This window comes from Protofrankia sp. Cr2 (assembly GCF_963555885.1).
Taxonomy (GTDB): Bacteria; Actinomycetota; Actinomycetes; order Frankiales; family Frankiaceae; genus Protofrankia.
The window spans coordinates 1-25,728 of record NZ_CAUVXG010000064.1 but is presented as its reverse complement, the minus strand read 5'-3'; the positions used below and the strand labels follow the sequence as shown (position 1 = coordinate 25,728).

The window sequence follows — 25,728 nt, the reverse complement described above, 5'->3', positions numbered from 1 at the left end:
GTGGTCGGCGCCGTGCAGGACAATGATCCCTTCGTAGCCGGCGCGTATGTCGCGCAGTTGGAGACGGAATCGAGATCATCCCTTGCTGATTAGGAGAATCCTATTCCCTCCCTGGTGCCGTGCAATGTCTCGACGGAGGAGGAACTTCTGGATCTTGCCGCTCGCGGTCCGCGGAAAGTCGTCAACCGCGTGCAGCTCTCCTGGGGCCACTTCTGCCGGGCCAGGCCGCAGCGATGGCTGTCGGTTGTCTCCGCAGCCGTCGTGACCGTTCTCGGCCTGACAATGACGTTCAACGGAGTCTCCGGGCTCACAGGCTCACCGCCACGCCCGCGGGACGTCCTGTGCGGGCGCCGACGGCAACGCGTTGCCCGAACCGGATCGCGGCTCATGTCCCCGGACCCGACGCCAGTTTAAATTGATACTTGCCAATTTATTAGCATCTGTCCATTATCTTGGGTATGGAATTCGAGTTACCGACGATCGCCCGGACCCAAGACCGTCGGGTGCGGTCCGCTCTCATGCCGGCCGCGGTCGCCCTGGTGGCCGAACGGGCACGGACGTACGACCGGGAGCACGGCCGATGAACCTGAGCAGCCATCTCGTCCAGCGCATGCTGAAACTCTCCCCGCCCGCGACCCGGGATCTGGTCATCCAGCGGGATCTTCAAGTGCCGATGCCCGACGGGGTCGACCTGCTGGCGGACAGGTGGGCGCCGCGGGTCGAGGGCGCGACGTTACCGACCGCGCTGATACGTTCCCCGTACGGCCGGGCGGGAGTGCTCAGCCTGGGCATGGCCAGGCCGCTGGCCGAACGCGGGTTCCAGGTGCTGATCCAGAGCACCCGCGGCGGGTTCGGCTCCGGTGGGATCTTCGACCCGATGCGGCAGGAACGCGAGGACGGCCTCGCGACGCTGGAGTGGGTGGTCAAGCAGCCGTGGTTCGGCGGCTCGATCGTGCTGGTCGGCCTGAGCTACCTGGGCTACGTCCAGTGGGCGGTGGCCGATCACCTGCCGCCGGAGGTCAAGGCGATGATCCCGCATATGACCGAGTCGGCGCTGACACTGGAGTTCCTGCGCAAGAACGGCATGTCGCTGGAGACGCCGTTCGCATGGGGTGCGCTGATCGCCACCATGGAACGCCGTTGGGCGATTTTCGGCAGACCGATCCAGGACGGGAGAACACGCCGCGCTCTGCAGACGCTTCCGCTGGGCCGGGCCGATGTCGCCGCCGTCGGCCACCGCACGGACTACATTCAGGACATCCTCGCGCACGACACGGACGACCCGCGCTGGGCCGGAATCGACCACCGGCACCGGGTGGCCGACGTGACCGTGCCGGTCAGCTCGATCGGCGGCTGGTACGACATCTTCCTGCCCGGCCAGCTCCGCGACTTCCAGATCCTGCAGGCGGCGGGGCGCCCGGCCCGGCTCACGATCGGGCCGTGGACGCACACGTCGTTCAACAACACGGCGATGAACGAGGCCATCGAGTTCGGGCTCGCCCACACACGCGGCGAGCAGCCGCCCCAGCGCCCACCGGTGCGACTATTCGTGATGGGTGAGGATGCCTGGCGTGACGTCGACTCGTGGCCGCCGAGCGGCTACGCGGCGCAGCGCTTCCATCTGTGGCCCGACGGTGCGCTGTCCACCGAACCACCCGGCGAATCAGCGCCCGATCAGTACCGCTACGACCCGGCGGATCCCACCCCCGCGGTCGGCGGTGTGCGCATGCTCGCCGACAGCGGCCGCGTCGACAACAGGGCTCTGGAGGCCCGCGCGGACGTGCTCACCTACACCACCGCCGTCCTCGACCAGGACGTCGAGGTCATCGGCGAGGTCAACGCCGAGATCTGGTTCCGCTCCAGCCAGTCCCACGCCGACGTGTTCGTCCGGCTCTGCGACGTTGACCCCCGCGGCCGCTCATACAACGTCTGCGACGGTCTGACCAGCCTGTCCGGCGCCGACGAGACCTCTTGCGCGACCGTCGAGCTGTGGCCGACCGCCTACCGATTCAAGCGCGGCCACCGCATCCGGGTCCAGGTCTCCAGTGGCGCATTCCCCCGCTACACCCGCAACCCCGGCACCGGTGAACCACGCGCCACCGCCACCACCCTCCGCGCCGCCGACCAGGCGGTGTACCGCGACCCGACGCACCCCTCAGCGGTGATCCTGCCGGTCCGTCAGACCCACTGACCGCCAACCCACCACATGCGGAAATGCTACTCTCTCTATTGAGAATATTCATCTCGTCCATGGAGAAGAGTGCATGATAGATCTTGAAGTGGACCGGGGGCTGGCGGTCATCACCATCGACCGACCACATGCACGCAACGCCATTGCGCTGGCCACCATGGGCGAGTTGGAGAAGGCCCTCGACGCGGCTGCAGGCGCCGCCGCACTGGTCGTCAGGGGGGCCGGCGATCGGGCGTTCGTCTCGGGCGGCGACCTGAAGGAACTGGCGGCGATCCGGACGGAGGACGAGGCGACCGGCATGGCCCTGCGGATGCGGGGATTCTGCGATCGGCTCGCGGCCTTCCCCACCCCGGTGATCGCCGCACTCAACGGCCACGCCCTGGGTGGCGGGGCCGAGGTCGCGGTGGCCGCCGACATCCGCGTCGCCGCCGACGACATCACCATCGGCTTCAACCAGACGACTCTGGCGATCATGCCTGCCTGGGGTGGCGCCGAGCGACTCGCCGCGCTGGTCGGCAGGGGCAGAGCACTGCTGCTCGCGGGCACCGGAACGCTTCTCGACGCCGCTGAGGCCCAACGTGTCGGGCTGGTGGACCAGGTGCTGCCCCGAGCCTCCTTTGACGACGGCTGGCGCTCCCTGGCCAGGTCGCTCGCCACCGGCCCGGCCAGAGAGATCAAGAACATCATGACGGGAACCGTCCCCCCGCACGAGGCGGCGCGCGCCTTTGCGCGCCTGTGGGTGGCCGACGAACACTGGGATGCCGCCGACAGGCTCACGCACCGTAATAAGAACGCCCGGCAATAGGGACGCTCTAAGAGCGCCCGGCGATGCAGCGGGATGCGCTCAGCAGCCTCGGATCGGGGGCGTCGCCGTCGTCGTTGTTTGTGTTGCGTCCAGCGTGATGTGATCCGCTTCGGCGGTCACCTCGATGCCGGTCGATGTCGCCTTCGCCGAGGTCAACTGCAGATTCATGGGCAGCCCGCTGAGTGGCACCGTCACGGTCAGGATCTGCACCGCGCCGTGCGGGATACTCAAGGCACCCAGGCCCTTCACGCCGATACCGGTGGGCGCGATTGTGAGCCGGTTGTTCTGGACGCTCGCCTGCACATCACCGAAGACCGTGATCTGCCCGACGATCGGGATGTCCACGGGCGCCGAGACCTGCATGCCTGTTCCGGCCGGAGCCAACTGGACCTTCCCGGGTTGGGTGGCGAGGTAGGCATTGAGGTCGGCGAAGGTGAAGCGCACCGAACCGACCACCCGGTCGATCGGCACCGTCTTCACATCGTTACCGATCATCTTACGAAACGGGACGTGCACACCGTTGAGGTGCACGTTGATGTCGTCGACACACAGGTCGGGTACGGCGATCCGGTGCATCGGTCTCTTTGAGACAAGCCGGTATTCAGGGACCCGTGCGAACCGGCTGCGAGCCCGAGCCAAGATATCTTTCCGTCGATTCACGCCCTCGGTACTGGCAGGAGTACTGCTCTCTTCGAACTCTCATCCATCGCAAGATAGGCGCACGGGCGGCCCTCACTCCAGGGCTGGGCGAAACCTCCATCATCGATACTCCAATCCGCCATCTCGTTTTTTTCCAAGATTCCTTCTAGAACTGCCCTCGCATCGGATCGATCTATGCAAGTCGCGCCCTGGTAATGGGCGCGAAATTCGAGATTAACCGCCGCGACATCGCGGGCCTCATCGGAGACGGCACCATTGAACCCACGAAGATTCATGCTGTCGCAGAGGCCAGCGCGGCCAGGATAAACGGCGACCTGACCGGAAGGTCCAACGCAAGCCGCCAACTCGTCCGGTGGCGGCTCGTTGAATGATGCGGACCAAATCGACCTGCAGGCGTCAAGTGGGTTTGCTGCGACTGTGTTCATTACCGCTACGTCACTGTTTGGGTTTGTAGACCGGTAGCAGCCGGTAGCTGCCACCTTGGCGGGTGCAGTTCCTAGCGCGAAGCCGGCACCGATTGCCGCCATCGCGCAGGCGACACCAATCGGAATCAAAATAATACGTCGTGCGCGACGCTTAATTCTAGGCCGTATCCTTCCGGCCAGTATCTCACGTGCATGACTGTCCGATTCGCGCACGTCCCCGCCGAGGGAATCGAACGGATCAACCGCTCGCAGTATTTCACCCAGTCGCTCTTCTGACGTTGAGTTCATCGCACATCCCGGAAAGATCGAAGTTAACCATGAGTATTATTCAGACGTCAGGTCACGATCGACGTCATCGCAGGCCAGCGGTGGTGTGATTCTTCTGATCAAGAGGTTCAGAATAGCGCTCCATCTACATTTTCTTCAGCCGTGCAAACACTGACGCCGGCACCAGCCTCCGCTCTTTCTTTAAGACGGCGTTTCGCTCGATGCAGTCGGACCGATGCAGCGTTCGATGTGCACTTCAAAACGACAGCGATTTCGTGAACTTTAAGATCATCCCAATAAGCGAGCTCAAGTATTTCTCTATCGCCGTCAGAGAGTCGGTTGAATTCTGCGATAACGATGGCTTCCCAGTTGCCGCTCTCACTCACCCCGGACGGTTCGTGCGCGACTTGCCTAATCCTTAGAAAGAGCCTTTGGCGACGGAGTGCACTTCGCCGTTGATTGGCGAGACAATACCTGGCGATGCCTATAGCCCATGCGATGGACTCCGAGTCTGCTGGCGGGATATCCTGCCGTCGCCGCCACACGACAAGGTATGTCTCCGCTACAGCGTCGTCGATGTCACCGTGGTCGGCCAATCGTCGCTCCAGGTAGGAGTGCACGGCCCTGAAGCTTTTCCGGTAGAATTCCACGAATACTTCTTCATCCCGAACCCTCCAGTTGAGTCGATCCAACGCGCGCATCTATTCAAAAGCCTCCCGTCCTCATCACCACATTTATGTCCAGCTAGACGCCAACCCTTACAGGTGACCAGGAGTTTATTTTTGATCTTACTGGTAGCAGTGCATAGTTGAACCCTGCCATCTCAGTGTTGATCTCATTCCCATGCTGGCCCTGGGTCGTGTGAGGTCTGGAATGTGGGCACAGAAGGGTCGGAACGGGCGCAGCCGGGGGTCGCGGCGTCCCGGTGAGCATCCCGCGAGCGTCCTTGGAGGGCGGCTGTGGAGGGGTCACCGGGAGGAAAGCCAGATCTACCTGGCTCGGATGCTGCGGTCGGGGGCGCATGCAGGCGATGGCCCTCCTTCACCGTCTGCACCTCTCGCCCTACGCGTGCGCCGCCGGGCCGCTGGTAACGCTCGCCTGGCCGTGTGCAGCACCGTCTGCCTGCCCGCACCCGAGCCCGACCACCCGCACTGCGGCTTTCGGTGTCGACTTGGGATGGCATCGGATAGCCGACGGTTCGAACCGTGTCGCCCGCCGGGACGGCGTCTCCGACACGCCGCTCGAGGTGCCCGAGCATCTCGGGTCGGGCGATGCTCGACCCGCTCATCGCCAGCGAACGCGACCCGCACGTGCTTGCCAATCTCGCCCGCACCGGGATGCGCCGCAGACTCGACGTCCGACGCGACGCGCTCACCGGACGGCTCGACAAGCACCACGCCTTCCTGTGCGCGACCATGCTGAGCCGGGGTGCGTAGGTCGTTGAGGCCATCCTGATGACCGGAACCACCTACCGTTCGGCCGAATGTCGTCCGATAGTAGGTGGAATCGGCCGTTATGATGATGTTTTCTACCTACGATGCCGTTGTACACAGAACATGGACGGCGCGGTTCGCCGTGTATCCGGGCGACATGGCACCCATCCGCTCAAGAGACACCGGAAAACGGATATCGATGTCGAGCGGCGCGTCACCGTCGACCGAGATATGCCAGCCGGTGGCGCGGACGTCCCACGAAGGATCGAGGTCGGTGGTGCAGTACCACATGGCACGGAAACACAGCACCGGCCGACCGTCTCCCATACCCGACACCGTCATCCGCTGCGCGGCCACGGTGCCGGCATCCAGGGTGCCGGCGGCGATCCGGACCGCGCGCCGCGCGGTCGCGACCTCCCCGCTCGCCTCCAGGGAGTCCAGTGGCATCGAGAGCGCATCTGCGACGAGCTGCAACGACGGACCGAAGCTGATCCGTCCGTGGGACAACCGGCGCTCATCAAACTCCGCGGGAGGCTTCCCGAAGCCCATCACGTCGAAGAGCAACCCCGGCGGGTCGCGTTGCGAGAGATCTGCGAACTCGCTGATCGTCAGGTTGTCGAGTCGCCGCTGGATCGAAGTCAGCACCAGCGGGACAGCCTCCGTGATGAACCCGGGACTGCTGCCGGTGCTGTGGATCGAGGTGCTGCCGCGGTCGCATGCGCCCTCCACTCTCCAGTGGAGAAAACGCTATTCTCTGAAAACGAGATGGTCAATGCCGCTCCGCCTTCCCCCACTTCATGGAAATGCACACCCGGCTGGAGGTTGAACATCCGGTCACCGAGGTGGTCACCGGGATCGAGCTGGTCGCCGAGCAGAACCATGATCGCATAATCTCCGACTCGAAGCCGAAACCGAAGCCCCGACCGACGGAGGTGAACCGATGAACGGCGCAGACGACCACCGCCGTCGCATCGAGCAGCGTGGCCTGTGGTTCGACGAACTGGAGATCGGCGTTGTGTACGTGCACCGGCCCGGACGGACCGTGAGCGAAGCCGACAACACCCTGTTCACCACGTTGACGATGAATACGCAGGCGCTGCACCTCGACGAGGCGTGGAGTGCCACCCAGCCCTTCGGTCGCCGCCTGGTCAACAGCATGTTCACCCTGTCGACCCTCGTCGGCCTGTCGGTCAACCAGCTCACCCAGGGCACCACCGTGGCCAACCTCGGCTTCTCCGACATCCGCTTCCCGGCGCCGGTCTTCCACGGCGACACCCTCTACGCCGAGACGACCGTGGTGGACAAGCGGCTGTCACGCAGCCGACCGGGCCAGGGCGTGGTCACCTTCGAACACACCGCACACAACCAGGACGGCGAGGTGGTCGCGGTCGCCGTGCGTTCCGCGCTGATGCTGTGCTCCGACCCGGGCCCGGCGGCAGTGTCAGGCCCGGGCCCGGAGGTGAGTCGGTGACCACCGACCTGCCCGGACCGGCGCTGTTGTTCTGCCCCGCCGACCGTCCCGACCGATACGCAAAGGCGGCCGCGGCGGCCGACGGCGTCATCCTCGACCTGGAAGACGCCGTCGCCGCCGAGGACAAACCCCGGGCACGCCACGCGCTGCGCGAGACCCTACTCGACCCGATCCGCACGATCGTACGGATCAACCCGGCCGGCACCGACGACTACGCCGAGGACCTGGCTGCACTCGCCGACACCCCGTACCAGACCGTGATGCTCGCCAAGACCGAGACGGCCGAGCAGGTGGCCGCCCTCGCACCACGCCGGGTTCTCGCGCTCTGCGAGACCCCACGCGGAGTGCTGGCCGCACCGGCCATCGCCGCCGTCGGCAACACCGTCGGCCTCATGTGGGGAGCCGAAGACCTGGTAGCCGCGCTCGGCGGACGTTCCAGCCGGGATTCCGCCGGCCGCTACCGTGACATCGCCATGCACGCGCGGGCCGCCGTCCTGCTCGCCGCCGGCGCCCACCTGCGCATCGCCGTCGACTCCGTCTACCTCGACATCGCCGACCGGGACGGACTCGTCCAGGAAGCACAGGACGGGGCGGCCAGCGGATTCACCGTGAAGGCGTGCATCCACCCCAGCCAGGTCGCCGCCATCCGGCACGCCTTCCTACCCTCACCGGAGGAGGTCGACTGGGCCCGACGGGTACTCCAGGCGGCCCGGCAGGCGGCCGGTGTGTTCTCCTTCGAGGGCCGGATGGTCGACGCCCCCGTCCTGCGCCACGCCGAACACATTCTCGCCAACCATCCGCAGTGACGCCCCTTCGCTGACGGATCCGGCGGGCGTTACTGACCTCGGTTTCCATCCCTTCCACGCTTTCCATACCTTCCATCGCCACCTTCCATCGCCGCGCTGCCCGCTGCTTCCGGGCGGCCGGCCCGCGCACGGCGGCGTCTGTTTCACCAGCGCATCCATGAAGGGGTGGCTCGCCGACTTCACCTGGACGACCTCGCCGGCGCCGGGTGGTTCGTCGACGTCGACGTCGACGACACGGACGCCGCCATCGGTGGCCCGTACGGCTTTCATGGGCGCTCCCTCGTGGTGCTGTTCGGTCGGGGCGTGATGGCCCGCAGGCAGAACTCGATGATGTGATCGACATCGGCCCGGGTGGGTGACACGCGTTGCCACAAGTAGTCGGAGATCTTGCCCACCGTGGCGTGGGCGACGAGCGACGCGTCCATCGCCGGATCGGCGCTACCCAGCTCGGCGAACGGCTCACGGAGCAGCGCGGCCAGCGGGGCACTGGCCGAATGGCGGTCCGAGGCGAGGCCCTCGCCGAGGCTGCCCGCGTTCCCGAGCACGGCGAGCGTCGTCGAGGCGATCTCCTCCCGGGTTTGGGACAGGATGCCCTCGACCCACTGGCAGATCTTGCCCTCGGGTGTCGACTCCTTGTCCATCTGGTGGGCGACGTAGCTCGTCAGCCGCTCGGCGCCGTCCTCCAGGAGCGCGGCAACCAATGCGTCCTTCGAGGGGAAGTGGCGGTAGAAGGCATCGTTCGACAGGCCGGCGGCGGCCACGATGTCGGCCACCCGGGGGCGGGAGGCCGTACCGCACTGCCGCATGACCTCGAGCGCGGCGTCGAGAAGACGCCGGACCTCGCTCGCGTAGCCCGCTCCCCGCTTGGCCAGCGTCCGCTGCGCAATGCGCTCGGCAACGCCGTTCGGAAGATCTGAAATTGCATTCTCCATCATCAGAACGGTATTCTGCCACGACTAGGAAGGAGGCTCAATGGTGTGGGAATTTGAAACGGAGCCTGGGTACCAGGCCCAGCTGGACTGGGCCGACACGTTCGTGCGGGAGGAGGTGGAGCCGCTCGACCAGGTCTTTGCCCAGCAGCAGTTCGTCCCGATGGACGACACGAAACGGAAGATCATCGATCCGTTGAAAGAGGAGGTGCGACGCCACGGACTGTGGGCCACCCACTACGGCACGCCGGACCAGAAGGAACGCTACCTGGCGCCATTACTCAACGGCGGGCTGTTCTCGAGCTACTCGATGACCGAGCCCCACGCCGGCGCGGACCCGACGCGGTTCACGACCCGCGCCGCGAAAGAGAGCTTCCGCACGACCAACGAGGTGCCGTTCTTCCACATGATCCACGGCGCCGGCGTCATGGGCCTCGCTGACGGCCCGACCGAGGTCCACAAGGTCACCGTCGCCCGCCAGGTCCTGCGCGACTACCGGCCGAGCGACGACCAGTGGCCCACGGAGTGGATCCCGAAGAAACTGGACGCCGCCAAGGCGGAGTTCGCCGACTACCTCGAGCACGAAGTGGGGAACCTGTGATCGACTTCGAGCGGCTTGCCGCCTGGATGGACGAGAACGACCTGCCCGGCAAGGGCGAGCCGCTCGAGCACCGCTTCCTGTCGGGCGGAACCCAGAACGAGATCTACGAGCTGCGCCGCGGCGAGACGCGGTGCGTCATCCGGATCCCGCCGCAGAACGCGCCGGCCGATCGCGACGAGGGGATCCTCCGCGAGTGGCGGATCATCGAGGCACTCGACGGCACCGACGTGCCCCACACCGAAGCCGTCGCGAGGTGCGCCGACACCTCGGTCCTGGGCCGTACTTTCTACCTGATGGGCTTCGTCGACGGCTGGTCTCCGATCGGCCGCGAAACCTGGCCGGCACCGTTTGACACCGACCTCGACGCGCGGGCCGGGCTCGGCTATCAGCTGGCAGAGGGCATCGCCTTGCTGTCGAAGGTCGACTGGGCGGCCAAGGGCCTGCACGACCTCGGCCGTCCGGACGGCTTTCACGAGCGCCAGGTCGACCGGTGGACGAACTTCTTCGAGCGGATCAAGGGCCGCGAGCTCGAGGGCATGGACGTCGCCTCGGCGTGGCTGCGCGCCCACCGCCCGATCGACTACATCCCGGGCCTCATGCACGGCGACTACCAGTTCGCCAACGTCATGTTCGCCGACGGGGCGCCGGCCACGCTGGCCGCCGTCGTCGACTGGGAGATGGGCACCGTTGGCGACCCCAAGATCGACCTGGGTTGGATGATCCAGAGCTGGCCCGAAGACACGATGGCTGAGGCGGCGTCGAAGGCCAGCTACGTCGACCTGCGGGGCATGCCGGGCCGCTCGCAGGTCCTCGCCCACTACGCCGAGGTGTCGGGCCGGCAGGTCGACGACATCGACTACTACATCATCCTCGCCAAGTGGAAACTCGCCATCGTGCTGGAGAAGGGCTTCCAACGGGCCGGGGACGACCACAAGCTGCAGGCGTTCGGACCGGTGATCGTCGACACGATGAAGGCGGCGGCCGAGCTGGCCGAGACCACGGACTATCGCTCATGACCGCATACCCCGGCGGCGCAGACAGAGCAGACAGAGCAGACAGAGCAGGGATGCCTATCAGCGGCTGAGGCAAGCGATCATCACGTCCAGCACGATAACCGACGACGTGCTCACCGCTGGACGGGGATCCTTCGCGCGGTGCTCTATGAGCGCCCGGCAATAGGGGGCGCGGCAGGGCGGGGCCGGGGCACGCACCTATTGCCGGGCGCTCTATGAACGCTCGGCAGGGCACCGCGCAATACACTGCCCACAACGATCATCGGCCCGGCCGGCGGAGGGGTACCGTCATGACCAACAGTTCGTCCAGCACAGACCACCGGCGACCGGCCGGTATCGACCCCACCGTGCCGCACTCGGCCAGGGTCTGGAACTACTGGCTCGGCGGCAAGGACCACTTCGCGGCGGACCGCGAGGTCGGTGACCGCATGCTCGCTCTCATGCCCGACCTGGTCGACTCCGCTCGCGCAGACCGGGCCTTTCTGGGCCGTGCCATCCGCTACCTCGCCGGTGAGGCGGAGGTTCGTCAGTTCCTCGATATCGGCACCGGGCTCCCCACCGCCGACAACACCCACGAAGTCGCCCAGGCGATCGCACCGGAATGCCGGGTCGTCTACGTCGACAACGACCCCAGCGTCCTGGTGCACGCCCGCGCACTGCTCACCAGCGTCCCGCAGGGCGTCACCGACTACCTCGACGCCGACATTCGCGACCCTGACCTGATCCTGCAGGCTGCCGGCCGGACGCTGAACTTCGATCAACCAATCGCGCTCATGCTGGTGGGAATCCTGTGCTTCGTCACGGACGACGAGGCACACGCGATCGTGAGTCGACTTCTCGACGCTGTACCGTCGGGCAGTTACCTGACGATCGCCCACCCCACCGCAGAAGTGCACGGCGACGTGATGGAGAACGCCGTACGAGACTGGAACGAAGACGGCCCCTACCCGCTCATCCTCCGCAACAGCGATGAGATCGCCCGCTTCTTCGACCGCATCGAGCTGCTGGAACCCGGCGTGGTTTCGTGTTCGCAGTGGCGCCCCGAGCCCGGCGATCCCCGGGCCGACATCAAGGTGGCCCAATTCTGTGCTGTCGGTCGGAAGCCCTGACGCAGTGCCCTGCACGCGTCCGCTCGGTTTTGTCACCGGATGCCGTAGGCAGCGTGCGGACGTCTGATCTTGCCGAGGCGATGCAGATACAGCATGACCTGCCCGAAGGATCCCAGCATGCCGACTTCAGTGTAAGGGATGTCTTTCGACCTGCAAAAATCCTGGACTATCGGACGTACACGGCGAAAGTTGGAGCGGGGCATCCGAGGAAAAAGGTGGTGCTCGATCTGGTAGTTCAACCCCCCCGTCGCCAACGATACCAGAAGCCCGCCGCGAATGTTTCGCGAGCAGACTACCTGACGGCGAACAAAATCCATGTCGTCGTTGTCGTACGTTGGCATCCCCTTGTGATTAATTGCGAATACGCAGCCGAGATAGATGCCGAAGAGGCCCTGCTGCACAGCAAAAAATACCAGCACCTTCCATGGCGACAGCACGGCGATGAGCATGCCGCTGTACGCTAGAAAGTGCATGAAAAGCAGAACCGCTTCAGCCGTCCGCCCCCTGGGCTTGAAGCCGGGTATGGCGAGCGCGCTCTTTATGTGCATTGATACAGCCTGAAATGACAACAGCGGCAGGAATGCGAAGGCTTGGACGCGCCGCGGCAGATACCGAACAGTATCGTGCGAGCCGGCCTGACTCCGGGTCATCAGCATGAACTTGTTGGTGAGGTCGGGGTCCCGCTGCTCGTGGTTCGGGTAGGCATGGTGCCGAAAATGGTTCGGCGCCCACCATCCATAACAGATTCCGATGGCCAGGTTGGCGTGGACGATGCCGATTCGCCGATTCGCCGATCGGCTCACGAGTATCTGGCTGTGGCTTGCATCGTGTGCAAGGAATGCGGTCTGCGTGAATGAGATCGCAAGGATCACCGCGGTTACGACCTGCCACCAAGAATCGCCGAGCAGGACGAACGCGCCCCAGGTGAGCAGGTAAAGCGCGGCGTTTGCCGCGATCAAGGTTCCATACGCCCCGTAACGCGGCTTCAACAGACCCGCCGCTCGCACTTTTTCGAGCAACTCGACATAGTCGCTTTGAATTTCTCGTTCTGGTCGAAGAGCGATGGCGGATTCCGCAAGACCTGTCTGACGTGAATCACGCAAGAAACGTCGACCTCCCGCCGGAGAATACTCCATAGAGTGACACACGAGAAGCCTCGTGTTTTGAAGCACTGGTACGTCCTGATACTGTCTCGCACAAACCGGCGCTTCAATTTTCGGTCTCAACGTCGGCGTGCAGGATGAGGCCCGGTAGAGAGCTGCATGGGCGAGCCTACAGTAACGGTTCTAGCACTCGCCGGTTGACGACGGGCAGACCTGGGGTGTGCTTCAGGAGTCCGTTTGGGAAGCCATTCGTTGATCGATGCGATGGTGACGGTGGATTCGTGACGGAAAGCGATTGAATCGTCCTGGTCCGTGGGTCACCCCTCACGACCGGGCTCAGGCCGTCGGAGGGCGAACGGTCAGACGAGCATGGGCATGACGGCGCCCCATGAGCAGACCGGTGTATCCGACGACGGTCACCACCACCGCAAGGGCCTGCATGAGGGGGTTCAAGCCCCTCGGATACAGCTCACCCTTGATATAGTGATCAATGAACCCTCCCGTATAGATCTGCTCAGCTCCCATCCGCCGCAGGTACTTCTCCAGCCACGTCAGCGGACACGGGAAACCGATCCCAACGATCAGCACGCCCCACAGTGCCGCGGGGACGTGCAGCCACAGCAGCCCCGGCCACCGCCAGACGAGCAGGCCGCCCACGACGACAAAGATGATGAACGTGATGTGGACGGCCACCACAAGATCGGCCAGCAACCGGTAGCGCATCATTCCTTCCCAGTGGTCTGGGGCATTACCGCGTGAGTCGGCCTGCCGCACCCGATAGTCATCCTACGCAGTCACGCAACCGTGACGCACAGCCTGCGCACCGCTAACACGGTGTCCACCGTGAAAAATCACAGGCCAACAGGCATGATGTGTCGGTGCATGCAGGAACGTGCGCCATACCGGCGGGAACGACACACGCCGACACACCGAAATTAGCATGACAGCGGTACCCCACCGCATAATATGACTATCGATCACATTGAGATAACTCTCTGTACAATAGCTGCCGTCGCGTAGCACTGTCATGGAAGCAGGTTTGTGGCCTCGTTGGTCAGCCTGCTCGCCCAGGGTGGATCCGCGCCAGGTGCGGTGCAGGTCAGTGCGGCGACGCGGGCACCGAAGGTCAGCGCGCGTCGTACGGTCTCGATGTCGAGATGATCGATTCGACCGCCGAGGTGACCAGCTTGATACAGCCAGTGAAGCAGGCCGGCGGAAAAAGCGTCGCCCGCGCCGATGGTGTCGACGGTAGGCACCGCGACGGCGGGAACCTCCACCACATCCTGTCGGAATGAGGCCACGATACCCCGCTCCCCGCGCGTGATGATGACCAGTGGCACATCGGCCAGCCGCGGGGCCATGAGGACATCCTCCGGGGAGAGACCGGGAAAGAGCTCGGCGGCATCATCCTCACTCATCCGGATGATGTCAGCGAGGCGACACCACTGCGCCATTCTCGACCGGTACCTCTGCGGACTCACCAGGGCGGTCCGGATATTGGGGTCAATCGACACCGTCGCGCGTTCCCGGACGGTGTCGAGCAGATTTTCGATCAGATTCCCGCCCGGCTCCATCACCAACGCCAGCGACCCCGCGTGCACACACGCCACGCCGTCGAAATGAGACGGGAGCAGTTCCTGCGTATTCCACTGCCAGTCCGCCGTTCCGGCCGCGTAGAACACATAACTGGCCTGACCGTCATCCGCCACAGACGCTATGGTGAGCGTCGCCGGTTCACTGGCGGCGGCAGCGAACGACAGGTCGACCGCAGACTTCTGCAGGCGCTCGGCGAAAAGATCACCGAACACACCTTGCGGCAACCTACCGAGGAACCTGGTCGGTGTGCCGAGTCTCCCGAGAGCGACCGCCGTGTTCGCCGGGCCGCCCCCCGGGAATACCCGCAACCGCAGCGCGGTGTCGTTCTCGGCCGCCGGCTCGACAACAGCGTCCGCGACGTTCTCGCCGATCACCGCGACACAACCGGTGCCAGCTGGAGTCATGGCTTTCCGATCGGGTCGGCCAGGCTCCCGGTGGCCTCCCGGACCTGGCGGGTCGGCAGCGCCGATGCGGCGGGAACCCCGACCGCGGGAACCCCGGCCGCGGGAGCAGCCGTGATCGCGCCGTCGTTCGCTGTGGCCGCTGGTTTCTTCTCCGCCCGTCCAGGCACGGCACCCGTCATGATTGCCACCGCCTCGGCCATGGTGTATTCCTTCGGAGAGATGAGGTCAACCCGCCGTCCGAGTCGCTGAATGTGTATCCGATCAGACACCTCGAACACCTGCGGCATGTTGTGGCTGATGAGAATCACCGGCAGACCACGGTCCCGGATGCGCCCGATAAGCTCGAGTACCTGGCCGGACTCCCGCACGCCCAGTGCCGCGGTCGGCTCGTCCATGATGACGAGCTTGCGTGCGAACGCGGCGGCCCGGGCCACGGCCACACCTTGGCGCTGACCACCGGAAAGCTCCTCGACCGGGTTCGTCATCGACCGCAGACCAATCTTGAGTTCGCTCATCTGTTGCGCAGCCTGACGCTTCATCTCCGGTTTGTCGAGCATCCGCAACACGCTGCCAAGCGGTCCGCGACGGCGTACCTCACGACCGAGGAACATGTTACTGGCGATATCCAGCGCCGGCGCCACGGCAAGATCCTGGTAGACGGTCTCGATCCCGTGCGCGCGGGCATCAGCCGGGCTGTGGAAACGGACCGGGTGGCCATCGAGCAGAAACTCGCCCAGGTCCGGCGTCACCGCGCCGGACAGCGCTTTGATCAGGGTCGATTTTCCCGCTCCGTTGTCCCCGATGACGGCAAGCACCTCGCCGGCACGCAGCTCGAAGTCGCAGCCGTCCAGCGCAGTGACGTGACCGTACCGTTTGACCAGGCCACGTGCCTCGAAGACGATGTCCTCCCGACCAGCCTTCGTGGTCTCGTCCGCCGTGACACTCACTGGTTCCTCCTTCGGGCGATCTGGTCGATGGAGACAGCGACGATCACAAGTATGCCGGTGATCAAAACCTGGTAAATCGACTTGGTCCCGATGAGCTGGAGGCCGTTACGGATGACCCCGACGATCAGTGCGCCGATGAGAGTCCCGACGACGCTGCCCCGCCCGCCGAACAGGCTGGTTCCACCGAGGACGACGGCGGTGATGCTGTCGAGGTTGTCGGTCTGTCCGGCATTCGGGTCACCAACCCCCGTCCGGGATACCAGGAGCAGGGCCGCGATGCCGTAAAACAGACCCGCGGCCGCATATACGGTCAACAGCAGACGGCGGGTCGGGATACCGGTCCGGCGGGCCGCCTCATGATTATCCCCCACCGCGTAGACGTGCCGACCGGCCGCAGTCTGGCTCAACACATACCAGAGCAGGGCGAACAGCAGCAGCATCAGTACCGATCCATACGTGACGTCTGTCTGGCCGATGCTGAACGTCTTCCCGAAATAGGTCAGTGCCGACGGTAGGCCGGACACCGTCTGCTCGTCCGAGTAGATATGCGTCAGCGCGAAGGCGATGTTCAACGTGCCCAGCGTGACGATGAAGGGCGGCAGCCGCAGAGAGGTCACCAGGCCCCCGTTGAGCAGGCCGAAGCCGGCGCAGACCAGTAGTCCGAGGGCGATCGCCAGGTACGGGTTGAGCCCGGACTCGACCGCCAGACTGGTCATCACGATGTTTCCCAGCGCCATGATGGCACCGTTGGACAAATCTATGCCCGCGGTGAGGATCACCAGCGTCTGCCCGATCGCCAGTGTGCCGACGACCATGACCTGCTGGAGAACGAGGGACAGGTTGGTGCCGGTCAGGAAACGATCAGATTTGATCGAAAAGAAGATACCGGCCAGAAACAGGGCGGCCAGCGGACCGAAGGTGGATATGCCGAGCACCTGCCGCAGGCCCGCGCGAGCACTCGCGCGGGCCCCGGCAGCCGGCTCGACAACCGTCGTCGTCATCATGCGCAGTCCAATGTTTCGTGAACCCCAGGAGCCGTGAACAAGAAAAAGGACGGGCCCATACGGGCCCCGACCAGAAGAACCCCGGGCGGTGGGCCCGCTGTCGCCGGACCCACCGCATTGAAGATCAACCCCAGCAGTTAGCCAGACCGAAGTCGACATCCTTCGAGTCGACACCGTCCGCCGCCTTGGCAGTGACCAGAGTGACACCGGTGTCGGTGTATCCAGATGCCTTCGTACCGCTCGCCGCATAGGTGACGACAGCGTTCACGCCCTGCTCAGCCATCTTCAGCGGGTACTGCTGAGAAGTCGCAGCAATCTTCCCGTCCCGGACAGCCTGCACGCCGGTGCAACCACCGTCAACCGAGACAATCAGAACATTCTTCTCCTTGCCCGCGGCCTTCAACGCGGTGTACGCACCCAACGCAGCCGGCTCGTTGATCGTGTAAAGGAGGTTGATGTCCGGAGCCTTCTGCAGACAGTTCTCCATCGCCGTCTGCCCCTTGGCCTGATCGCCCTGGGTGTCCTGACTACACACGACACTCGGCGCACTGACCGGGGAGGTCGCGCTCGCGTCAACACCAGCGGCACCGAAACCCGACAGGAAACCGTTGTGACGCAACACCCCGACCGTGACACCAGGAGAAAGATCCAACGTGGCGATCTTAGCCGGCGTGCTCCCCAGCACCGCCTTGGCGTACTTACCGATGAGCACACCCGCGGTGAAGTTATCCGTCGCGAACAACGCATCCACCGCAGACTGCGGATCCGTGGGAGTGTCCAAAGCGATGACCAGCACCCCCTTGGCCCGCGCCTTCTGGACCGCCGGGACAATCGCCTTGGTATCACTCGGAGTGATCAGAATACCCTTTGCCCCGGCCGCAACCATGTTCTCGATCGCGGTGACCTGACTGGCGTTGTCACCGTCGAACTTGCCGGCGGCGGTCAACAGCTTGGCACCCTTGGCCTTCGCCGCCGCCTCCGCGCCCTCCTTCATCTTCACGAAGAACGGGTTGGTGTCCGTCTTCGTGATCAATCCGACCGTCACAGTGCCCCCGAACGCGGCACTCGAGGCGGCGCTGGAGCCGGCACTGGAGGAGCTGGCCGCAGGCGTGCCCGTGTCGCTCGACGAGCTGCCACACGCCGAAAGGACGAGCGCAGCTAAAGCCGGCACGGCCGCGATCCGCACCCCACGCTGCCACCAACCGGCGGCTGCACGTCCACGGCGAGACCGGTCCGCCCAGCCACGGCCGGCATCCCTCATCCCCGCCCGCGCCCCCACGCGACACGGCGGCAGCTGTGCGGCCGCTATGTGATCAACCATCCCTTGCCCCCTTCTGACCGGCAACCGGAAGCTCCGGGTTGCTCTGAGCTGGGCGAAATGTAACTCGCATCACAGTGGTGCGCAAGCGTTTGCGCTAACGTTTGCGCAAACGCTTGCGGCGCACGTCTATACTTCCCTTCAGTGCAGACTGGAGCACCGATAGTCAGGAGATCAGCGTGGTGACAATGGCGGACGTCGCCAGGGCCGCGGGCGTCTCTGTCTCCACGGTCTCCCATGTGATCAACAGCACCCGGGTGGTACGGGGACAGACCCGCGAAGCGGTACTGCAGGCGATCGAGCGGACCGGGTACACGCACAACACGATCGCCCGGTCACTGGTGACGGCAAGCACCCGCACAATCGGCCTGACGATCCCGGTGGTCACGAACCCTTACTTCACCGACGTCGTCCACGCGATCGAAACGGAGACGTCGACGGCGAACTACACGCTGCTGCTGGTGGACTCCAGGGACGATCCGGACCACGAGCTGCAAGCGGTACGAGCACTGTACGGACGGCGGGTCGACGGGATGATCATTGCTCCGACGTCCAGCGCACCGGGTTCAGCCCTGGCCTACCTAGCCGCCAACGCCGTGCCCACGGTCCTTGTCGACCGTCTGGCCTCGGCGGACTTCGACCAGGTCGGGCCCGACAACGAGGAGCCGACCGTGGCTCTGGTCCAGCACTTCGCCGAGCTCGGTCACCGCCGCATCGGCATGGTCGCCGGCCTGCCCGGTCTGACCACCACGCAGGAACGGCTCCGTGGATACCGTCTCGGGCTCGCGCGATGCGAACTCCCCTACGATGCCGGGCTGGTCGGCCAGGGCGCATCCCAGGCCGAACCGGCGCGCCATGCCGTGCACGACCTGCTCGCACAACCGAACCCGCCGAGCGCGCTGGTCGTCGCCAACAACCTCATGACGATCGGCGCGCTGCGGGCGTTGCGCGAGGCCGGCAAACGCGTGCCGGACGACGTCGGGCTCGCGTCGTTCGACGACGTCGAGTGGGCCGATCTGGTCGCACCTCGACTGACCACCATGGCCCCGCCCCGCCTCGAGCTGGGCCGGACGGCGGTTCAACTGCTGATGCGCCGGCTGGCCGACCCCACCCGATCACCACGGACCGTACGGCTGGCACCCACGTTCGTGCACCGGGAATCATGCGGCTGCACCCCAACACGCCCAGAATCCCCGGAGCCGCCGGCTGCGCAGAACCGCGCTTGCGGCAGCGGTCCCGCGACCGCCTTGAGGTATGCCACCCCGCCCGCGGACCCTGGTGGCAGACGACAACGATAAGAGCGACCGGCAATAGGGGTGTGGATCAAGGAGCGGGGCCGGGGTACGTGCATCGCGCAGCGATGGATGGGGAGCGATGAGGCGAGGTGCGCACCCCGGCCCCGCGACGCCGCGTCCCCTATTGCCGGTCGCAGACCGGCCTTCAGTCACCGGCGGCCGGCCGGAACAGCCCCACCGTGGTGAACAGTGCCCTGGGCCGACCGCCGCCGTCGAGAACCTGGCCACGGCCGTGGACCCGGGCGCCCCCCGTATAGGGCACATCCGTGCGCACCACATGCCAGTCGCGCACATCGAGGTCCTCGAAGAAGGTGACGGTCAGTGCCACGATCAAAGCGGTGTGCGGTCTATCTACGCTATCCGGTCCGCCTACCGTGCCGTAGTCAGCCATGAGCAGCGGCAGCGTCGTGGGCTCGCACGTATACGCGACCAGCGCCCGCCACAGCGTGGCATCGTCCGGGACGTCCTTCCTCCGCATCCACAGGTCGTGGGCCTGCCACGTCCCCCCGGCGGCGAGCCGGGTGTCCCAGGGGAGAAGGGGCATCGCGACGGGGGTCGTATCCTGCGGATCCGGCCCTGGGACGGCCGTCACCGCGGTCCGCGCCAGGTCGGGCTCGTCCACGGTGAGCAGTACCTGAGCCTTGCAGATCAGCTCCTGCCCCTGCCGGAACGTCAGTGACACCGAGGCGAACGAGCGTCCCTGCTGAAGCTGCTCGACGTGGGCCTCCAGCGGCTCCTGCCACGTCCCGGAGCGCAGAAACAGCGTCTGCAGAGACTGCACCCGCTTCCCCGGGTGCAGACGCTCAGCCAGGACGACCTGTTGGCCGACCAGCTGAGCGCCGAGAATCCCCCCGTGCGAGGTGGGAAGGTTCGCCAGCACCGCGGCTGAGCCGCCGGGCCGAGCGGCGGTCGCCGGCTGGACATCCAGCACACCGAGCACCTCATCGAGCGCCACTGGCCACCTGACCTGCGACGCTCCGTACGGTTTCAGCTCGATCGGCTCCACCTCGATCGGCTCCACCAGCGGCGGTTTCACAGGCCCCTCCCGTCACTCGGATGCACGCCCGAGCGCACCCCGTCTTCCCACTTCTACCGAGGTGAGCGCCCCGGACGGGACCTGATGTGACGAGGTGACGAGGTGACGAGGTGACGAGGTGACGAGGTGACGAGGTGACGAGGTGACGAGGTGACGAGGTGACGAGATCAGGATTTGGCGAAGACGAGCAGAACCTCCATGATCCCATTGTCTTCGGTGGTGACTCCAGCGAAGCTCGGGTTGCTGACGTTGTAGTCGGCGAACACGATCGGGATCTGCCCGCCGATCTTGATCTGTGCGCCGGACCGCTGAGTCTCCAGGGGGATCGAGACGCTCTTGGTAACGCCGTGCAAGGTGAGGTCGCCGGTTGCCTGGTAGGTCTTGGTAACGCCGGTCGCGGGCACCGATCCGAGGTCGATCGGCTTGGTAAGGGTGAAGGTGGCCGTCGGATACCTGGACGTCTCCATGATCCGTCCACGGAACTGGCCGTCCCGCTGGGACTGGTCACTGGCGACCGTCGTCATGTCCGCGGTGAAGGTCGCGGACTGGACGGTCGTACCCGAGATGACCATCTGGCCGGTAACGCCGGAGGTCCGGCCGACGGCGGTGGTGGACTGTCCGAAGAGGACCTCTTTGACGCGGTAGCCGACCTGCGAACCCGTTCCTACCTTCCACGTGCCATCGGTCGACACGGTCGCGGTGCCAGCGGCGTCGGCGGCGGCCTGGGTCGACTGCGAATTGACCGACAGCGCGGCCGGCGGGTCACCCTCGATGAAGTTGATGTAGACAAACGGCCCCCCGACCAGAAGAGCGACCACCACGATCCCGCCGATGATCGCGCCCTTCAGCCAACGGCGGGGTTTCTTCCCGGGTGGGCTCCCTTGGCTCGTCTCGTGGGTGGCACCAGTTGTCATTGATTACTCCTTGTAGTTAGATCATCTATCTGCGCCGCTGTGCGCTCATCGACGACCGACATGGGACGAATACTGCGTAGGGAGTAGCCGGATGCTACGCAGACAGTAGCCAGATACTGCACAGACAGTATGAGGATTCGGTTACAGCAACCAAAAAAGCCGGCAATGGGATGCTTCAGGATGGCGTCGCGCCTGGCCGGCAGCCACGCAGGGTGATGATCGAGCTGTCCGACGATGCACCTCGGCGATGGCATAGCGACCACAGGATAGCGACCACAGGATGCGACCAAGGCGTAACCCGTTCAACATATCCAGTGGACCGGGAACGTCCGGCTCGGGCGAGGGTGTGCCATCAGGGCCGGGTCATACGAAAGGGGAGCAGCATGCCCTACGTCACTGTCGGTAAAGAGAATTCCGCTACGATCGAGATCTACTACGAGGACCACGGCACCGGGACGCCGGTGGTTCTCAGCCACGGCTACCCGCTGAGTGGCAGCGCCTGGGAGAAGCAGGTTCCGGTACTGCTCGAGGCCGGTCACCGCGTGATCACCTACGACCGGCGCGGCTGGGGCAACTCCAGCCAACCCGCCGTCGGCTACGACTACGACACCTTCGCCGCGGATGTGCACGCGTTGGTGGAGAAGCTCGACCTGCGCGACGCGGTGCTGGTCGGCCACTCGATGGGCAGCGGAGACGTCACCCACTACCTGGGTACCTACGGCTCGGCGCGGGTGCGTAAGGCGGTGCTGATCTCCCCGATCCCGCCGTTCCTGCTGCAGACCGGGGACAATCCCGAGGGCCTACCGCAGAGCCTGTTCGACGGGTTCATCGCCACCGCCACCACGGATCGACCCCTGTGGCTGAAGCAGTTCCTCGACAATTTCTACAACATCGACGTCTACGGTGGCACCCTGGTCAGCGACCAGGCGCTCCAGGCGAGCTGGAACATCGCCGCTGCCGGGTCACCGATCGCCGCCGTCGCGTGCATCTCGACCTGGCTGACCGACTTCCGCGACGACGTCGCCAAGCTCGACATTCCGGTGCTCGTCGTGCACGGTGATCAGGATCGGATCCTGCCGATCGGCCCCACCGGCAACCGCCTCCCCGGACTGATCAAAGACCTTCACTACCTCGTGATCGAAGGCGGGCCGCACGCCATCGCCTGGACCCACACCGAGCAGGTCAACACGGCGTTGCTCGACTTCATCTAGCACCTGTCCGGTGGATATTCGGTCGCATCGACCGGATATCCACCGGGCAGACCCTGGTCGACTCTCACATCGACTCTGTCGGCAGTACGGGTGCGGCCGGGTAGTTCGGCTACGGCGCAACCGAAGCGGCACATGATTTATGCTTAACTTATGAGCTTCAAGCGGATCACTATCAGCGTCCCGGAGGAGATCGCGGCGAAAGCGCAGCGGGCCGCCGACGCAGGCCAGGTGGAGTCAGTCTCGGCCTACTTCGCCGGGCTTGCCGCTGCCGAGCCCGACTGGGCACAGGCACAGACGATCCTGGATCAGATGATCGTGGATGCCGGCGGGCTGGACGACGCCGCACACGACTGGGCGCGCTCGGCGCTGGATGCCGACGATGGCGATGTAGCCGGGGCCGCGTGAGAACGGTCGTCCTCGACGCAGGCGCGCTCATCGCACTTGAGCGTCGTGACGCCCGCATGCTCGCGCTGGCCACGGACCTGGTGGCAGCGAGGGTCGCGGCGCACCTACCGGCGGGAGTCCTCGCCCAGGTCTGGCGTGGCTCGCCACGTCAGCATGCCGTCATGAAACTGGTGCGGACGGGCGCGTTGCGGGTCGAGCCCTTGTCGGAGGAGATCGCTGTCCGGCTCGGGCTGCTGCTGGCGGCATCAGGAACGAGTGATGTCGTCGACGCGCATGTCGCGTTGCTGGCGCGAAAGCTCCGTGCCACGGTCGTCACCTCAGATCCGCACGATCTGCACAAAATAGACCCCACGCTCGGCCTTGTCGTGATCTGACGGCGTCGCCGGACATCACCCAGTCGACCAGCTTATTCACAAAAAGCAGCAAGGTTTGCACTAAAAGGTGGCGCTCATGTCACGGAAACGTTCCATCGACGCTGGCTGGTTAAAATGAACGCGCGCACACGCGTATTAATGCTGATTGGTACCGAAATCAAGTGTCGATGTTCGGATGTGCCCTTCTTCACCCCCCCTTGCCGGCCGACCAGCGGTAGCCGATAGGGTTCCGCCGTGCCTTCGCAACGAGGGCGCGCATCGGACGAAACACGCCGAGTCCTGCCCCGTCCGATGATCGTCAAAACAACGGCAGGAGCGGGGGAACCAATTTCCGGGCGCCAGCGGGCGTCCTTGGGGTGAAGCCGCATGATGCGGCCGGGCATTTCCCAGCCCGAACCCGACAGCTCACCTCGTAGGCGTGGGGAAAGGGCATTTACATGTCCCGTTCGCGCGCCCGCCATCGCGGCAGCAGAGCAACCAGCAAATACACCCGCGCACTCATCACCATTCCGGCCATCGCCGCCGCCGTCGGCGGTGTCGGCATTGGAATCTCGGGGCCCGCCAGCGCGGCGCCGTCGGAAGACCAGACGTTGTCGGCAATTGCTCAGTGCGAGTCCGGCGGCAACCCGACAATCGTCAATTCGATAGGCGCCGGCGGACTGTTCCAGTTCCTTCCCAGCACGTGGCAGTCAGTCGGCGGAACCGGCCTGCCGCAGAATGCCGACGTTGCCGAGCAGTGGAAGCGCGCCCGGATGCTGTACGCCCAGCAGGGCACGACGCCGTGGGTTTCATCGCAGTCGTGCTGGTCTGGAAAGGTCGGCAGCGTCCCCAACACGGCTCCGACCGCCACGCAGTCACCATCAGCGGGAACACAATCACAATCCATGGACACTCAGGCACAGCCGGCCGACGCCCCGTCACAGTCGGCCGACGCCCCGTCACAGTCGGCCGATACCCCGTCACAGTCGGCCGACTCTCAGTCACTTCAGGCTGACGCTTCGACACAACCAGCGACTACCCAGACGCCGCCAGCGGACTCGGTCGGGAGCGGCAGTGGCGGCAGTGGCGGGAGCGAAAACTGGAGCGGAAACCCAGCCGACGACACTCCCTCTGCCGCTGGCCACCACCGGCATTCATACCGGTCGCCCTGGTACCAGAGCACCCAGCCGACTGACGGCTAGACGACAGACGACAGACGACAGACGGAAGGGAAAGCACCGGCACTCCGGTCGGGCGTCATACGGCGCCCGACCGGAGTGCCGCCGCGAACGTTGCTCACCGTGTCCGGCTGACGGCTGGTAACAAATCCGGCTGGGGTGGCTCATACGGCTGCTCGGGTGGAGTGAGAATCGCCAGCTCGACCGCTGCGGCCACGGCGGCGACGAACCCGATCACGGCAAGCGGGAGGTAACCCGGACGGACCTGGTCCCCCAGCAGCGCAAATCCCATCGCTGCCGGGATGAGGGTTTCCGCCGCGCCCTGACTAGCGGTGACAAGCGTCACCGAACCACGTTGCAACGCGGCTCCGAACGCGCTCAAGCCGAGCAGACCGTAGGCCAGCAGCGCCCAGGAAAGGGGGTCGGTGAGGACAGCGCCGAGGGTGTGGTCGGCGTCCAACGCCCGTGCGCACAGGGCGGCCCCGCCGAACGCCAGCCCCGACAGCGCTCCGAGCACCACAGCGGCGCGCTCTCCCCGCAGGGATCGGCCCGCCGACGCGCTGGCGGCTGCAAGGACGGGAACGAAGAGCGCGATCACTATGGTCGCGATGGTGCCCACCGGACGCGGCGGCGCGGGCTGCGCGGTGAGGGCAAGAAGGATCAGGCCGGCGCCGAGCGCCGCCAGCGCGCGCAGTTGCGCGGGTCCCGGACGGCTGCGCAGAAACACCGCAGCCAGTACCGCCGTGACGCCGGCGCTGCCGGCGAGGGTCGCTTGGACCGCGAACAGCGGCAACGATCGCACCGCCACCAGTGACAGCAGCCAACCGACAAGGTCGAGTGCCAGCCCGATCAGGTAGGGCACCTGTCGCGCGAGCCGTGGCAGCAGGCGCGGGTCGAGCGCGCCAGCGGTGACAAGCCGGCGCGCCCCCACCGACTGCAGCACCGAACCGGCCCCATAGCACACAGCACAACCAAAAGCGGACAGGTATGCAACAACAAACACCTGATGATCTAACCACCCGCCAGTAATGATCACTGCAACACCCCCGGCACGACGTGCCAACGGGCAGACGTCCAGGCACCTCTTAAACGGTTCTTAGAGCGCCCGGCAATAGGGACGTGGATCAAGGAGTGGGGCTGGGGTACGTAGATCGCGAAGTGCGAGGAGGGAGGCACCCCAGTTGTGGATGTCGACCAACGACAACACAGCGAGGCGCGTGCCCCGGCTGCGCCCAGATGCAGTCAGGCCCACCC

27 protein-coding genes, 1 pseudogene and 1 riboswitch are annotated in these 25,728 nt (G+C 65.3%); of the genes and pseudogenes, 15 read left to right on the top strand and 13 right to left on the bottom strand.

Annotation, left to right across the window (positions count from 1 at the left end; all coding sequences use genetic code 11):
* The first annotated feature begins 580 nt into the window (after nt 1–580).
* A complete protein-coding gene (locus tag U9978_RS20860) occupies nt 581–2,191 on the top strand; it encodes a CocE/NonD family hydrolase (RefSeq protein ID WP_322762833.1) in 1,611 nt (536 codons plus the stop codon).
* A gap of 73 nt (nt 2,192–2,264) precedes the next feature.
* Complete coding sequence (locus tag U9978_RS20855; RefSeq protein WP_322762832.1) at nt 2,265–2,996, top strand: enoyl-CoA hydratase/isomerase family protein; 732 nt, start codon at nt 2,265–2,267, stop codon at nt 2,994–2,996.
* Between the two features lie 39 nt (nt 2,997–3,035).
* On the opposite strand, the gene U9978_RS20850 is transcribed toward U9978_RS20855, so the two are convergent.
* Entirely contained in the window at nt 3,036–3,572 is a 537-nt protein-coding gene (locus U9978_RS20850; RefSeq protein ID WP_322762831.1) for a DUF2993 domain-containing protein, read from the bottom strand.
* Nucleotides 3,573–4,476: 904 nt separating this feature from the next.
* A complete protein-coding gene (locus U9978_RS20845; RefSeq protein ID WP_322762830.1) occupies nt 4,477–5,049 on the bottom strand; it encodes a sigma-70 family RNA polymerase sigma factor in 573 nt (190 codons plus the stop codon).
* Between the two features lie 570 nt (nt 5,050–5,619).
* Between U9978_RS20845 and U9978_RS20840 the strand changes: the two genes are divergently transcribed.
* A complete protein-coding gene (locus tag U9978_RS20840; protein ID WP_322762829.1) occupies nt 5,620–5,784 on the top strand; it encodes a hypothetical protein in 165 nt (54 codons plus the stop codon).
* Between the two features lie 96 nt (nt 5,785–5,880).
* On the opposite strand, the pseudogene U9978_RS20835 reads toward U9978_RS20840, so the two are convergent.
* Nucleotides 5,881–6,513: pseudogene (locus U9978_RS20835) on the bottom strand (dihydrodipicolinate reductase); the annotation flags it as partial.
* Between the two features lie 65 nt (nt 6,514–6,578).
* On the opposite strand from U9978_RS20835, the gene U9978_RS24180 reads away from it, so the two are divergent.
* The 3 genes from U9978_RS24180 to U9978_RS20820 are packed head-to-tail and all read left to right on the top strand — an operon-like array spanning nt 6,579 to nt 8,058.
* The gene (locus U9978_RS24180; protein WP_416211069.1) at nt 6,579–6,725 is read left to right on the top strand and encodes a hypothetical protein; all 147 of its coding nucleotides are present in this window, start codon (nt 6,579–6,581) and stop codon (nt 6,723–6,725) included.
* The gene (locus tag U9978_RS20825) at nt 6,722–7,252 is read left to right on the top strand and encodes a MaoC family dehydratase (RefSeq protein ID WP_322762827.1); all 531 of its coding nucleotides are present in this window, start codon (nt 6,722–6,724) and stop codon (nt 7,250–7,252) included. Before U9978_RS24180 ends, U9978_RS20825 begins: the two co-directional genes overlap by 4 nt.
* A complete protein-coding gene (locus tag U9978_RS20820) occupies nt 7,249–8,058 on the top strand; it encodes a CoA ester lyase (protein WP_322762826.1) in 810 nt (269 codons plus the stop codon). The genes U9978_RS20825 and U9978_RS20820 overlap by 4 nt, the downstream gene beginning before the upstream one ends.
* 266 nt (nt 8,059–8,324) lie before the next feature.
* Here the strand turns inward: U9978_RS20820 and U9978_RS20815 are convergent, their stop codons facing one another.
* Nucleotides 8,325–8,993: a TetR/AcrR family transcriptional regulator gene (locus U9978_RS20815; RefSeq protein ID WP_322762825.1), complete on the bottom strand. Its 669-nt coding sequence runs from the start codon at nt 8,991–8,993 to the stop codon at nt 8,325–8,327.
* 37 nt (nt 8,994–9,030) lie between these two features.
* Here U9978_RS20815 and U9978_RS20810 point away from each other — a divergent pair, with 37 nt between their 5' ends.
* The 3 genes from U9978_RS20810 to U9978_RS20800 all read left to right on the top strand — a co-directional run bounded on the left by U9978_RS20810 (nt 9,031) and on the right by U9978_RS20800 (nt 11,710).
* Nucleotides 9,031–9,588, top strand: a complete 558-nt coding sequence (locus U9978_RS20810) for a hypothetical protein (RefSeq protein WP_322762824.1) — start codon at nt 9,031–9,033, stop codon at nt 9,586–9,588.
* A gap of 26 nt (nt 9,589–9,614) precedes the next feature.
* Entirely contained in the window at nt 9,615–10,604 is a 990-nt protein-coding gene (locus U9978_RS20805; protein ID WP_416211072.1) for a phosphotransferase family protein, read from the top strand.
* A 287-nt stretch (nt 10,605–10,891) separates the two neighbouring features.
* Complete coding sequence (locus U9978_RS20800; RefSeq protein ID WP_322762822.1) at nt 10,892–11,710, top strand: SAM-dependent methyltransferase; 819 nt, start codon at nt 10,892–10,894, stop codon at nt 11,708–11,710.
* A gap of 32 nt (nt 11,711–11,742) precedes the next feature.
* Here the strand turns inward: U9978_RS20800 and U9978_RS20795 are convergent, their stop codons facing one another.
* From U9978_RS20795 to U9978_RS20770, 6 genes are all read right to left on the bottom strand, one after another.
* A complete protein-coding gene (locus U9978_RS20795; RefSeq protein ID WP_322762821.1) occupies nt 11,743–12,813 on the bottom strand; it encodes an acyl-CoA desaturase in 1,071 nt (356 codons plus the stop codon).
* Between the two features lie 336 nt (nt 12,814–13,149).
* The gene (locus U9978_RS20790; protein WP_322762820.1) at nt 13,150–13,587 is read right to left on the bottom strand and encodes a DUF2784 domain-containing protein; all 438 of its coding nucleotides are present in this window, start codon (nt 13,585–13,587) and stop codon (nt 13,150–13,152) included.
* A gap of 251 nt (nt 13,588–13,838) precedes the next feature.
* Nucleotides 13,839–14,813 (bottom strand): carbohydrate kinase, encoded by a 975-nt coding sequence (locus U9978_RS20785; protein WP_322762819.1) that lies wholly within the window; start codon nt 14,811–14,813, stop codon nt 13,839–13,841.
* A complete protein-coding gene (locus tag U9978_RS20780) occupies nt 14,810–15,760 on the bottom strand; it encodes an ATP-binding cassette domain-containing protein (RefSeq protein WP_322762818.1) in 951 nt (316 codons plus the stop codon). The genes U9978_RS20785 and U9978_RS20780 overlap by 4 nt, the downstream gene beginning before the upstream one ends.
* On the bottom strand, nt 15,757–16,761 hold the full coding sequence (locus U9978_RS20775) for an ABC transporter permease (protein ID WP_416211071.1): 1,005 nt from the start codon (nt 16,759–16,761) through the stop codon (nt 15,757–15,759). The genes U9978_RS20780 and U9978_RS20775 overlap by 4 nt, the downstream gene beginning before the upstream one ends.
* 127 nt (nt 16,762–16,888) lie before the next feature.
* A complete protein-coding gene (locus U9978_RS20770) occupies nt 16,889–17,809 on the bottom strand; it encodes a sugar ABC transporter substrate-binding protein (RefSeq protein WP_416211070.1) in 921 nt (306 codons plus the stop codon).
* Here U9978_RS20770 and U9978_RS20765 point away from each other — a divergent pair.
* Together U9978_RS20765 and U9978_RS20760 are read left to right on the top strand one after the other, a co-directional pair.
* A complete protein-coding gene (locus tag U9978_RS20765; RefSeq protein ID WP_322762815.1) occupies nt 17,778–18,077 on the top strand; it encodes a hypothetical protein in 300 nt (99 codons plus the stop codon). The two genes, U9978_RS20770 and U9978_RS20765, sit on opposite strands and share 32 nt — an antisense overlap.
* Nucleotides 18,078–18,261: 184 nt before the next feature.
* Nucleotides 18,262–19,380 carry a LacI family DNA-binding transcriptional regulator gene (locus tag U9978_RS20760; protein ID WP_416211067.1) on the top strand — a complete coding sequence of 373 codons (1,119 nt, stop codon included), beginning with the start codon at nt 18,262–18,264 and terminating at the stop codon, nt 19,378–19,380.
* A gap of 142 nt (nt 19,381–19,522) precedes the next feature.
* Here the strand turns inward: U9978_RS20760 and U9978_RS20755 are convergent, their stop codons facing one another.
* Nucleotides 19,523–20,413: an acyl-CoA thioesterase gene (locus U9978_RS20755; RefSeq protein ID WP_322762814.1), complete on the bottom strand. Its 891-nt coding sequence runs from the start codon at nt 20,411–20,413 to the stop codon at nt 19,523–19,525.
* A 167-nt stretch (nt 20,414–20,580) separates the two neighbouring features.
* The gene (locus tag U9978_RS20750; protein ID WP_322762813.1) at nt 20,581–21,327 is read right to left on the bottom strand and encodes a YceI family protein; all 747 of its coding nucleotides are present in this window, start codon (nt 21,325–21,327) and stop codon (nt 20,581–20,583) included.
* A 383-nt stretch (nt 21,328–21,710) separates the two neighbouring features.
* Between U9978_RS20750 and U9978_RS20745 the strand changes: the two genes are divergently transcribed.
* The 4 genes from U9978_RS20745 (at nt 21,711) to U9978_RS20730 (ending at nt 24,498) form a co-directional block, all read left to right on the top strand.
* Nucleotides 21,711–22,538 (top strand): alpha/beta hydrolase, encoded by an 828-nt coding sequence (locus U9978_RS20745; protein WP_322762812.1) that lies wholly within the window; start codon nt 21,711–21,713, stop codon nt 22,536–22,538.
* A gap of 150 nt (nt 22,539–22,688) precedes the next feature.
* Nucleotides 22,689–22,943 (top strand): hypothetical protein, encoded by a 255-nt coding sequence (locus U9978_RS20740; RefSeq protein ID WP_322762811.1) that lies wholly within the window; start codon nt 22,689–22,691, stop codon nt 22,941–22,943.
* Nucleotides 22,940–23,317 (top strand): PIN domain-containing protein, encoded by a 378-nt coding sequence (locus U9978_RS20735; RefSeq protein ID WP_322762810.1) that lies wholly within the window; start codon nt 22,940–22,942, stop codon nt 23,315–23,317. Before U9978_RS20740 ends, U9978_RS20735 begins: the two co-directional genes overlap by 4 nt.
* A gap of 260 nt (nt 23,318–23,577) precedes the next feature.
* Nucleotides 23,578–23,750, top strand: a riboswitch (cyclic di-AMP (ydaO/yuaA leader).
* 4 nt (nt 23,751–23,754) lie between these two features.
* A complete protein-coding gene (locus U9978_RS20730) occupies nt 23,755–24,498 on the top strand; it encodes a transglycosylase family protein (RefSeq protein ID WP_322762809.1) in 744 nt (247 codons plus the stop codon).
* Nucleotides 24,499–24,592: 94 nt separating this feature from the next.
* On the opposite strand, the gene U9978_RS20725 is transcribed toward U9978_RS20730, so the two are convergent.
* Nucleotides 24,593–25,438 (bottom strand): hypothetical protein, encoded by an 846-nt coding sequence (locus U9978_RS20725; RefSeq protein WP_322762808.1) that lies wholly within the window; start codon nt 25,436–25,438, stop codon nt 24,593–24,595.
* Between the last annotated feature and the right edge of the window lie 290 nt (nt 25,439–25,728).